Origin of the sequence: Paraburkholderia sp. SIMBA_030 (assembly GCF_046535245.1) — a bacterium.
Classification (GTDB): domain Bacteria; phylum Pseudomonadota; class Gammaproteobacteria; order Burkholderiales; family Burkholderiaceae; genus Paraburkholderia.
The window spans coordinates 1-262 of the sequence record NZ_JAWRXB010000823.1; the positions used below are offsets into that span (position 1 = coordinate 1).

At 46.6% G+C, this 262-nt stretch carries 1 pseudogene; it reads right to left on the minus strand.

Annotated elements, in window-relative coordinates:
* Positions 1-153: 153 nt before the first annotated feature.
* A pseudogene (gene bamD, locus SB772_RS42285) lies at positions 154-262 on the minus strand (outer membrane protein assembly factor BamD); the annotation flags it as partial.

Genomic DNA, 262 nt, shown 5'->3' on the forward strand with positions numbered 1-262 from the left:
CTGATTATTTTCGGAATTAGCTTCTCTATGGGAAAAGACCCAGCTGCTATGATGCAAGATGTGGCAAAGGTACTGACCGACAATATGCAGCCCAATGAAGATGCGCACTTTATTGCCAATGCTTCACAAGAGGGCGGCGGTACAATAGAAGAGAGCTACATAAGCTTCACGCTCGATATACCAATTGGCTGCGCTCATTTCGCTCTCAGCAAACTGATTGTAGATGAACGTCATACGCTGAGCAGCATCTGGTGCATATGGG